We start from the raw sequence: 9,514 nt of genomic DNA, 5'->3' as shown, positions 1-9,514 counted from the left end.
CGGGTGGCAATTCCTTCAGAAACGCTTCAAACGCAAGATCGACGGGCTGAGGGGCGTGGAGCATGGCAGCAAAAAGCTAACACATCGCACCTCTCCACTGATTTTCAAGGGCTTGTCGGCTATGTTGGCGCTTATGGGTTTCGCCCCCCAAGGCCGCGAGAAACCGCACGGGCGAGAAGCCGCTCAGACGTAAGGCACCCGCCGGACAGGCGGGGACACAGCCGCCGCAGCCGGTGCAGCGTTCCCGGTCGACGTCCAGGGCATCGGGGGACAAGGCGAGGGCGTCGGCATGGCAGGCGTTGGCGCAGCGGCGACAGTGTTCGGCCCGTCCGCGCACATTGAGACACAGCGCCTCCTCCTCCAGCAGCGCACGCTTGTCCAGCAACCCAACCGCCGCCGCGAGACTCTCTTGATGGTGCACACCCCCGCTCATTCGGCCTCCGCCAGATCCAAACCGGGCGCCGCGCCGACCCGTTCGAGATGACGCCCCAACCAATGGGTCAGGGCGACCGCGCCGACCAGGTTGGTCGCGAGCGGGACGTTGTTGAGATCGCAGGCACGATAGAAGGGCGTGATGTCGGGCTCGTCCAGCCGGACGTTCTCCAGGTCGCGGATGAAATAGACGGCGCGGATGCTGTTGGTGCAGATCAGTCCGCAGAGCTGGATCTCGCCGCCCGTGCGCCCGGAGAACAGGGAGGTGACCTCCAGCCCGGTCTCGGCCTCGATGGCCGCGCCGGTCTCCAGGGTCGCCAGCAGCCGATAGTCCGCGAACACGACCTGGCGTTTACGGATCAGCTTCACCAGCTCCGGCAGGCGTTGGCTGTGGGCGATCAGGATCAGGGTCTTGCCGGCACCGGACATCAGAGACCTCCGGCGAGCGGGTTGCGCGCCGCCGTGATCGGGATTGATCCAGCCTCGGCGTGCACCTCGCGATACAGCAGCCGGTGCCCCTCGGCCAACCGCGCCATCGCGACCTGCACCGGCTCGCAGAGTCCACGCAAGGCGGTCAGCGCCGCCGGGTCGTGGATCAGATCCATCAGAATCTCGGCGAGCCGCTCGGGGCAATCATGGGGATAGGTCAGGCCCTGCCAGCCCTCGCGAAACCCGGTTCCCTGCACCCGGTCGGAGCGCAGCACCGGGACGCCAAAGGCCGCCGCCAGGTCGGTCAGCGGGCTCTTGCAGCGTTTGCGGTAGGGCATGACCAGGAGATCGCCAGTGGAAAAAAGCTGCTTGACCTCCGGTGGACGCAGGTAGCGGTCGATCACCGTGATCCGCAGCCGGGCGCGGGCGGCGGCGAGCAGGCGATCCTCGATCCCCGTCAACACGCCCTCTCCCGCCACCACCAGCTGCAAGTAATCCGGCCAGTCGCGGGCGGCGATAACTTGGAGAAAGCCATCCAATCCCTTGCGGGCCGAGCCATGCCCGAAAAAAAGGATCCGGAGCTGGCCGGACGCGCGCGCGCTCAGTTCCGGACAAACCGCAGGAGGAAAGACATCGAGCGCCAGTGGATTGGGGCTGCCGGGCAGATAGGCAAGGCGCTCCTGGGGGGTGTCGAGCAGTTCCTCCAGCGCCCAGCCCAGATGCTGATCGCGCGCCACCACCCGATCGACCCGTCGGTAAAGCGCGCGAAACAGCGGCAGACTCAACCAGCGGCGCTCATGGGGCAAGATGTTGTGGGGCGTATAGACCACCGCGATCCCGCGGGATCTGGCCCAGTGAATGAACAACAGGGCCGCCAACGGGCGATTGATCCACTGGAGATGCACCACGGCGGGCGCATACTCCCGTACCTGCCGACGCAGACAGGACCAGCCGGCCAGCCCGTCGGCGAGACAGGATCGCTTGTCGAACGGCACCGTCCAGTCGGCCAATTCATCGCGGGCGCCGGTCAAGAGCCTGACCTCTTCCCCGGCCTGGTGCAGACCCATGGCCAGGGCGTGACTGTACTGGCACAGGAAGCCGCGACCCGAGCCCTCGACGATCAGGAGACGCATGCCGTTGTCCTCTCAGAGTCCCGATGCCTTGCGGAAGTCCGCGTTGTAGTCGAGCTTTTTCGGCTCGCGCTGGTTCTGGGCCATGAGTTCCTTGAGCCCGCGCCGGTCGGTGACCTCGCCCAGGGTCTGCCACAGAAGCTGTTCGGTGAACTGGAGAACCTGCCGGTAGAAGGGTTGCAGCGCGGCCCGAGCCGCGCGCTGGCACCAGCCGGGCGCCCAGGGACCGAGCTGTTCCCGGAGAAAGCGGTCGTGGCGCTGCCTTGCCTGATCGGCCGCCACCGTATCATCCGCTTGCCACGCGCGCGCCTCGGCCTCGGACAGGTGTCCGAGAAAGCCCAGCATGGTTCCGACATGATCGGGAAACTCCCCGCTTAGCCGCCGTTGATAGTCGAAGCCAGCCTCGCGGTAGGCCGTCATGACGCGGTCGCAGGGTGCCCGGAACAGGGCGCCGGTCTCGAACACCGAGGCGTAGGGACTGACGCCGCCGGGGGCGACGAAGAGGCCGGTGTATTCCACGGCCAATGCCTCCAATAGCACGTCCTCGGGATCCTCCAGAAATTCAGCGCTCAATGGCCAGCCTGCGGCGGCGAGGGGTTCGCGCAGTTCCCCGCGCAGCAGGCGCAGCAGTTCCCGATCCGGCTCTTCCTCAAGACAGCGTGCGACCAGGCGGTAGAGCCCCGCCAGCGCCGCGCGCTCGGCGATCAATTCATCGGAGACGACCGGCACGGATTCCCGGAGCGCGGCCTGTTGGCTGGTCTGCATTCGTTCAACTCCTCGGTTGGGTAGGACGGGCAGGATGCCGCCTGCCCATCCTGATCTCTATGCGCCTCGCAGCTCGGATAACGAGCTGCTCACTGACAACTGACAACTGACAACTGTCCACTTCCCCCTCAATGCCCACCTCCATGCTCGCCCGGCTCGGGCAGGTGATCCCAATCGATGTCCACTTCCCTGTGATTGGCCCGGTGCAAGTCCCCGTTGTAGGCTCTGCTCGTAGTCCTTGACCGAGGCGTCCACGCTGGCCTCCACGTCACCATAGGTGTCGCCAGGCTCGGCCTTGCTGACCGTTACCAAGGTGTCGAACCATCCTTGCGAACCGCCGATGGGGTCCACCGAGAGTCGGATGATAGGATTGGGATGCACACCCTTGTCGTTCCACCAGACGTTGTGGGTGATGTCGGGATCGCCGCCCTGCGCCCATTCGGCCGCCGCCTCCTGTTGCTTGAGCTGGGCCAGACGCCCGTAAGCCGAGTGGCCGCAGGCGGTGGAGATGGCGACCACTTCCGGGTGGATGCCCTCGGTGACATGGGCACGGGTGACGATATGGCCCACCCCGGACGTCACCCGGATCAGGTCGCCATCGGCGATACCGCGCGCCACGGCGGTCTTGGGGTTTATCCAGGCGGGGTTCTTGTGATAGAGCTCGGCTAGGTATTTGAGCGAGGCGGTTCGGCTCTGGGTATGCACATTCACCTTGAAGGTCGTGAGTACCAGCTCATCGGAACGCTTCTCGCGGGACGGTAAACGTTTGTAGACCGGCAAGGGATTGAAGCCGTAGTCCTTGTAGCTCTGCTTGAACAGCTCGATGCGGCGCGATGGGGTGCCGAAGCCTACGGCACTTTGTTCGCCTTGCATGACCCCGATCGCCTTGCCGTCCTTACTGATGGTGCCATCCGCGGCGATCGTCGCGCCCTCCATGTCGGCGGCGGACACTGGCTTCTTATGCAGGCCGTATTCTGGCTCGACCTCATTGCCATTTTTGTCGACGATCTTGGCGGTCTCCTTGTCCACCTTGCCGTAGATGGGCCACACGCCCTTGCGCTTCATGAGATCCCAACCGCCCTCATCCTTCAGTCCGGGGATGGCGTCGAAGTGGGCGCGCATCCAGTCCTCGACCGTGTTGAAGGCGAAGTATTGCTTGATGCCGAGCGAGCCATCCGGATCCACTTTTTGGATGACGTCGATCAGGGTCTGACGGAATTCTTGGGTGCCGCCCAGGGGCTTGATGACCGGCTGACGAATGGACAGACAGGGATAGAGTCCACTGGGCATCGACTCGGGATCGTGACGTTCCAGGTAGGTGACGTCGGGGATGATGAGGTCGGCCAGTTCCGCCGTTTCCGACATGTAAGGGCTGAAGGAGGTGAAGAAAGGAACCAGCTTCTCGTTGGTGAGAAAGCTCTTCCAGACGTGGCTGGATGGATAGGTGTAGACCGGGTTGTCATAGAAGGCCATCCACACCGCAACCTTGGCCTCGCCCTTCATGACCATGTAGGGGGCGTGGGTGGAGACGTGGTGCGAGGCGAGCGGATAGAGCGGCGGAGCGGCCAGCAGGCTGGCCGTCTTGCCCTTGGGCGGTTCTGGTTGGGGCTGGGGCCAATCCATGCCGCGCGGCAGACAGTAGCCGCCCTTCTTCTCCACATTGCCGGTGATGACATTGAGCATGTGGATGGCCGCTTCCTGATAGGCGCCGTAGACATGCTTGGCCGGGCCGCGATAGGAAAAGGTGGTCGCGGGTTTGGTGGTGGCGAACTCGCGGGCGATGCGGCGGATGTCGCGGGCCGGCACGGTGGATTCCTGCTCGGCGAACTCCGGAGTGTAAGGTTTCAGATGCTCGATGAGCTGCTCGGCGGTGACATTGGTCCAGTCGCGAATGAAGGCGGCATCGTAGAGACCCTCGTTCATAATCACATGGGCCATCGCGAGCGCGATGGCGCTGTCCGTCCCCGGATAGGGATAGTAGGCCTCGTCGGCGAAGCCCGAGGTGTTGGACAACCGCACGTCGAAGGACACCAGCTTGGCCTTGTTGCCCACCACGCCGTCGACCAGACGCTGGGCGTTGGGGTTCATGAAATAGGCGGTCTCCAGGACATTGGAGCCGAAGTTGAGGATGTACTTGGTGTTGGCCCAGTCGCAGGACTCGATGTCCGGCCCCCAGGAGGGCTCCAGCCCCACCTTCTTCGAGGACTCGCAGATGTTGGTGTGGTTGATCATAGTGTTGGAGCCAAGCGCATGCATGAAGCGGTGGATGCCCCCACCGGTGCGATTGCGTCCCCACTTGAAGGCGATCTCGTTGAGGATGGCCTCGTCCCCCTCGGACTGGGCGCGGTCGATCACGTCGCGCAGCTTCTTGGCCAGCAGGCTGGTGGCTTCGTCATAGGAGATGCGTTTCCACTTCCCCTCGCCGCGTTTCCCGGTGCGCAGCAGCGGGGTCATGATCCGGTCCGGGTCGTAGACATGCAGGAACCCCGAATTGCCCTTGGCGCACAGCTTGCCGCGGGTGTTGGGGTGGTCCATGTTGCCTTCCAGCTTGACGATGCGCCCGTTCTCCACGAAGGCCACGCCGCCGTCCTCAATGTTGCAAACCAGGCAGGTGTAGGGCACGGCCTGACGCTTGGCGCCGGTGATGGCTGAAAAATCATCACCGCCGAGTTCCTGCTCCATCGCCATCAGACGCCGGCTGCCCAGTGACAAGGCGCCGGCGGCGCCACCCACGGCGGCCCCCAGCTTGATGAAGTCGCGGCGGCTGATGCGTCCGAGATCGCTCGTTGCGCGATTGCTCATGTGAATGATGCTCCTGAATCAGAAATAGATCTGGGTCAACTGACCGACGACGATCAGCACGGTGCGGAAGAAATAAGCTCCCACGGCAGCGAGTACGGCGGCCAGGGTGAATAACACCGGGTTCGGTCTGAAGTGGGTCAGGATCATGAGCAGCATGGGCAACAGGATGCCGAGCAGAAAGGTCAGGAGCCAGAACTGCACGGCGAACTGACTATTGATGATCGTCCAGGCCTGCTGCAACTCCTCGCTGCCGTACATCAGCGTCACCAATTCACCGAGGAAGAGGGCCAGCGTGGTGCCCAGGGCGACAAAGAGGAACCAATGCAGAAACTCATGGGTGCGCGCATCGAACTGACCGCGCACGAGCTGCACCAGGCTCACCAGGGCCGTGCCTGAGTTGACCGAGAGGATCACGAACAGCACCGGGATGGTCGGGTTGTTCCACAGCTCGCGGGTCTGATGCACCATCAGATCCAGCCCGGTATAGAGCGGCATGGAGAGACTGAGCAGCATGCCGAGGATGCCGATCGGCTTGAGCAGCCCCGGACGGTTGGTCCAGAGGGCGGCGAGAAAACCGACGATGCACAACCCGAACAGCGGCAGGAAGAGCGCGCCCCAGGACAGCGGCGAGGTCCAGTGGAAATACAGGATGGGATAGAGGAAGCGCTCCGGCACCCCCAGATCGATGATCAGCAGCGGACCCGAAATCATCAGCAGCACCAGCGCCGCCAGCATGCCGATCTTCTGAAAGGGCTCCATGGAACGCGCCACGCCACCGAAGACGTTGCCAAAGACCGCCGGCGCGGCGGCATAGACGAAGGTCATGGCCGCCGTGCCGATGAGAAAGAAGTAAACCGTAATCTCCCAACCCCAGGGGGCGATATTGAATTCCGAATACTCGAACATGTCTGGCTCTCCCCCTCAAAGCACGCCGGAAAAGAATTGGCTGCCACGGTTGTGGCGGTAGAAAGCCGCCGCATCCGCGCGCGCGGCGTAGGACACCGGCTGACTATGGACCTGCTGGGTGTTGATGCGGTCCGGCTGAATGTAATAGACCTGCGGCGCGGTGCCCTTCTCGGGCTTGAGGGTCACCATGCTGTGGCGGGCCACCAGCCGCGCGACCTCGCTGTTGGGATCGTTCAGGTCGCCGAAGATGCGCGAACGGCCCAGACAGGTCTGCACGCAGGCCGGCACCATGTCGGCCGCAACCCGGTGGTGGCAGAAGGTGCATTTATCCACCACCCCGCCGACCTGGACCCGATCGCGATTCTTGGGCAGGACATGACGGGCGTTGTAGGGACAGGCCGCGATGCAGGTGCGACAGGCGATGCAGCGCTCGTAGCGTTGCAGCACGAAGCCTTCCTCGTGCTTGTAGGTGGCCTCGGTCGGACAGTTGCGCACGCACGGCGGGTTGTCGCAGTGGTTGCACAGGCGCGGCATGAAATGGCGCTTGGTGTTGGGATAGCTCCCGGTGTCCTTGACCTTGACGATGGTGCGCCAGACCCCCAATGGCACGTCGTACTCGGCCTTGTCCGCGCAGACGCAGGCCATGCAACCGATGCAGCGGCGCAGGTCGATGACCATCGCCCAGCGTTTCTTGCCCGGCACGCCGAGCGATGGTGGGGCTTGTAACCCGACTGGCATGATGCTTCTCCTCCCCAGGTGAGCCCGATGTGGGCGGTGAACGTGGGCCGTCGTCGCGGCCGCTTATCCCTGGATGGAGAAAGCAGATTGCATACCTGAGGGTTTCAATATGGAAATCAGGCGATTGATTGGATTGGTGATTTTTCGACTAGGCTGGATTCTGTCGGGGCGATGGCGAGGAATTTAGCGGGGTTTGCGTTACCAAAACGTAACGCTGAAATCGGTCGTTGCCGTCTTTATCTCGATTATTTAGAGACTTAATACGAAGGTAACAGATTCAGCTTGCTCGTTACCAAAAGGTAACGCACGTTGAGGTCGGTTCTGGCAGACGCTCAGACAACCTGGGTTGGTCCGGAGCGGCATCCGCGTCTATATTGACGGAATTGATTTCACTCCCGAAGGACTGACGCATGTCCCTACAGATCGCCAATCCGGCCGTTGTCGGCAAGGTGGAACGGCTCGCCAGAGCCACCGGCTTGAGCAAGACCGCCGCCGTTGAGCGCGCGGTCGATCAACTCCTGCACGAGCTGGAAGCCCATGGTCAACCAGCAGAGCGCCTGAGCGCGCTGCTCGACCAGCTCGACCGTATCCCTGATCGGAAAGACGCCGGTGATCCCCTGACCTGGGACGACCTAGGACTCCCCAGGTGATTGTCATTGATACCTCTGCGCTGGTGGCAATCGCCTTCGGGGAACCCGAGCGCGAGGTCTTCGTCGGCCTCATCCAGCAAGCGCGGCGGGTACTGATCAGCACCCCGACCGCGCTTGAAACCCGCATGGTGGTGCATGGACGCCGGGGCGAGCGTGCGGTTGTGCTCGTGGACAATCTGCTACAACTACCGATGTTCGAGCTGGTGGCGCCGGGGGAAAACGAATTGAATGCCGCGTTCGCGGCCTTTGTCTCCTATGGCAAAGGCAGCGGGCATCCAGCCGGCTTGAACTTCGGGGATGTTTTTAGCTACGCCTCGGCCAAGGTGCGCGGACTGCCGCTACTGTTCAAGGGGGAGGATTTTTCACAGACGGACATCGCCGCGGTCTGGCGGCCCGCGCCCTGACCGAGCGCAAGCTCGCCAGTGAGTTAGCGCGATTCGAGCATACGCATACTCGGCGTCGTGGATACCAGGGCCTCAGTCCGCACCAGCCTGAACAACCCCACCGTCCGCTCCAGTTCGCCGGCCTGTTCCTCCAGACTCTCTGCGGCGGCGGCAGCCTGTTCGACGAGCGCGGCGTTCTGCTGGGTGATCGCGTCCATCTGGGCGATCGCCTGCGCGACCTGCTCCACCTCCGCCGTCTGTTCGCCGCTGACCTGGGCGATCTCGACGACTAGGCTGGTGACCTGCTGAAAGCTGGACACGACCTCATCCATGGCCGTGCCGGCCTGCTGGACCAGTCGCTCTCCCGTCCCTATCCGCCCCACCGACTCGGCGATCAGCGACTTGATCTCGCGCGCGGCGGTGGCGCTGCGTTGCGCCAGGTGACGGACCTCGGCGGCGACGACCGCGAAACCGCGCCCCTGTTCGCCGGCCCGTGCCGCCTCGACGGCGGCGTTCAAGGCCAGGATGTTGGTTTGGAAGGCAATGCCGTCGATGACATCGGTGATGTCCGCGATCCGGCTGGAGCTGCCCTGGATCTCGCCCATGGTGGTGACGGCCTGCTTGACCAGGTCGCCGCAGCGCAGCGCCGTCTCGTTGGAGCGGCGTGTCAAGGCTTGACACTGCTGGGCATTCGCGGCGGTCTGCTTGACCGTCGTGCTCAGCTCTTCCATGCGCGAAGCGGTCTCCTCCAGGTTGCTCGCCTGCTGCTCGGTGCGATGCGAGAGGTCGGTGTTGCCAACCGAGAGTTCCTGCGCGGCGGACGTGGATGGATTCGGTCGCGTCCTTGATCTGATTGACGACCGTGCGCGTGGCGGTGATCGTGGCATTGGCATCGTCCTTCAGGTGCCCGAAGACCCCTTGATGCTGCGCGTCGATGCCCTGGGTCAGGTCGCGGTTGGCCATCGCCTGGAGCACGCGCGCTACATCCTCAAGTCCAAGCGAGACCAGGCCCGATAGCTTGTTGAGTCCCTCGACGATCTGCAGAAAAACGCCCTCTTGGCCCATGGTCTGGAGTCGTTGCTCGAAATCACCCTGGGCGGCGGCTTCGACGATGTCGCGGATGTCGTTCACCGTCCGGCGCAGGGTCTCGACCGTGGTGTTGACCCCATAAGCGCCAACTTAACCGCACCGTTGACGCACTTGTGAGTTCATCATCTGCATGACCCTGGCCGGAACGGTTTGCAAGCGACGGCGGCGCGGACGTTCCTTGAGCACGTCG

Annotated in this window: 10 protein-coding genes and 1 pseudogene; 2 read left to right on the top strand and 9 right to left on the bottom strand. The window is 63.5% G+C overall.

The genetic code is table 11. The annotated features are described in order from the left end of the window. Positions 1–76: 76 nt before the first annotated feature. From QZY07_RS09585 to QZY07_RS09555, 7 genes are read right to left on the bottom strand one after another with little or no spacing between them, the layout of a single operon-like run. Positions 77–433: a 4Fe-4S dicluster domain-containing protein gene (locus QZY07_RS09585; protein ID WP_295401919.1), complete on the bottom strand. Its 357-nt coding sequence runs from the start codon at positions 431–433 to the stop codon at positions 77–79. Continuing rightward, on the bottom strand, positions 430–861 hold the full coding sequence (locus QZY07_RS09580) for a methylglyoxal synthase (RefSeq protein ID WP_295401918.1): 432 nt from the start codon (positions 859–861) through the stop codon (positions 430–432). Before QZY07_RS09580 ends, QZY07_RS09585 begins: the two co-directional genes overlap by 4 nt. Next, positions 861–1,994: a glycosyltransferase family 4 protein gene (locus tag QZY07_RS09575; RefSeq protein ID WP_295401916.1), complete on the bottom strand. Its 1,134-nt coding sequence runs from the start codon at positions 1,992–1,994 to the stop codon at positions 861–863. Before QZY07_RS09575 ends, QZY07_RS09580 begins: the two co-directional genes overlap by 1 nt. A 12-nt stretch (positions 1,995–2,006) precedes the next feature. Then, a complete protein-coding gene (locus QZY07_RS09570; RefSeq protein ID WP_295401915.1) occupies positions 2,007–2,756 on the bottom strand; it encodes a molecular chaperone TorD family protein in 750 nt (249 codons plus the stop codon). A gap of 57 nt (positions 2,757–2,813) precedes the next feature. Continuing rightward, the gene (locus tag QZY07_RS09565; protein WP_295401913.1) at positions 2,814–5,558 is read right to left on the bottom strand and encodes a molybdopterin-dependent oxidoreductase; all 2,745 of its coding nucleotides are present in this window, start codon (positions 5,556–5,558) and stop codon (positions 2,814–2,816) included. A gap of 18 nt (positions 5,559–5,576) precedes the next feature. Further along, the gene (nrfD, locus tag QZY07_RS09560; protein ID WP_295401911.1) at positions 5,577–6,464 is read right to left on the bottom strand and encodes an NrfD/PsrC family molybdoenzyme membrane anchor subunit; all 888 of its coding nucleotides are present in this window, start codon (positions 6,462–6,464) and stop codon (positions 5,577–5,579) included. A 15-nt stretch (positions 6,465–6,479) separates the two neighbouring features. Beyond that, positions 6,480–7,202 carry a 4Fe-4S dicluster domain-containing protein gene (locus tag QZY07_RS09555; protein WP_295401909.1) on the bottom strand — a complete coding sequence of 241 codons (723 nt, stop codon included), beginning with the start codon at positions 7,200–7,202 and terminating at the stop codon, positions 6,480–6,482. A gap of 410 nt (positions 7,203–7,612) precedes the next feature. Here QZY07_RS09555 and QZY07_RS09550 point away from each other — a divergent pair, with 410 nt between their 5' ends. Both QZY07_RS09550 and QZY07_RS09545 read left to right on the top strand, forming a co-directional pair. Then, the gene (locus tag QZY07_RS09550) at positions 7,613–7,852 is read left to right on the top strand and encodes a type II toxin-antitoxin system VapB family antitoxin (protein ID WP_295401907.1); all 240 of its coding nucleotides are present in this window, start codon (positions 7,613–7,615) and stop codon (positions 7,850–7,852) included. Continuing rightward, positions 7,849–8,256, top strand: a complete 408-nt coding sequence (locus tag QZY07_RS09545; protein WP_295401905.1) for a type II toxin-antitoxin system VapC family toxin — start codon at positions 7,849–7,851, stop codon at positions 8,254–8,256. Before QZY07_RS09550 ends, QZY07_RS09545 begins: the two co-directional genes overlap by 4 nt. Before the next feature lie 23 nt (positions 8,257–8,279). Here QZY07_RS09545 and QZY07_RS09540 read toward each other — a convergent pair whose 3' ends face one another. Then, positions 8,280–8,966 (bottom strand): methyl-accepting chemotaxis protein, encoded by a 687-nt coding sequence (locus QZY07_RS09540; RefSeq protein WP_295401903.1) that lies wholly within the window; start codon positions 8,964–8,966, stop codon positions 8,280–8,282. Positions 8,967–9,159: 193 nt separating this feature from the next. Beyond that, positions 9,160–9,300: pseudogene (locus tag QZY07_RS09535) on the bottom strand (hypothetical protein); the annotation flags it as partial. Positions 9,301–9,514: the final 214 nt, after the last annotated feature.

The sequence above is a fragment of the uncultured Thiocystis sp. genome (genome assembly GCF_903866365.1).
GTDB lineage: Bacteria > Pseudomonadota > Gammaproteobacteria > Chromatiales > Chromatiaceae > Chromatium.
The sequence above is the reverse complement of the archived record's forward strand: the minus strand, read 5'-3'. Positions and strand labels throughout refer to the sequence as shown.

Excerpts from the sequence above, each read along its gene's own strand:
- nrfD (WP_295401911.1), bottom strand. The coding sequence starts at position 6,464 with ATGTTCGAGTATTCGGAATTCAATATCGCCCCCTGGGGTTGGGAGATT.
- QZY07_RS09585 (WP_295401919.1), bottom strand. The coding sequence starts at position 433 with ATGAGCGGGGGTGTGCACCATCAAGAGAGTCTCGCGGCGGCGGTTGGG.
- QZY07_RS09580 (WP_295401918.1), bottom strand. The coding sequence starts at position 861 with ATGTCCGGTGCCGGCAAGACCCTGATCCTGATCGCCCACAGCCAACGC.
- QZY07_RS09550 (WP_295401907.1), top strand. The coding sequence starts at position 7,613 with ATGTCCCTACAGATCGCCAATCCGGCCGTTGTCGGCAAGGTGGAACGG.
- QZY07_RS09540 (WP_295401903.1), bottom strand. The coding sequence starts at position 8,966 with ATGGAAGAGCTGAGCACGACGGTCAAGCAGACCGCCGCGAATGCCCAG.
- QZY07_RS09565 (WP_295401913.1), bottom strand. The coding sequence starts at position 5,558 with ATGAGCAATCGCGCAACGAGCGATCTCGGACGCATCAGCCGCCGCGAC.
- QZY07_RS09570 (WP_295401915.1), bottom strand. The coding sequence starts at position 2,756 with ATGCAGACCAGCCAACAGGCCGCGCTCCGGGAATCCGTGCCGGTCGTC.
- QZY07_RS09575 (WP_295401916.1), bottom strand. The coding sequence starts at position 1,994 with ATGCGTCTCCTGATCGTCGAGGGCTCGGGTCGCGGCTTCCTGTGCCAG.
- QZY07_RS09555 (WP_295401909.1), bottom strand. The coding sequence starts at position 7,202 with ATGCCAGTCGGGTTACAAGCCCCACCATCGCTCGGCGTGCCGGGCAAG.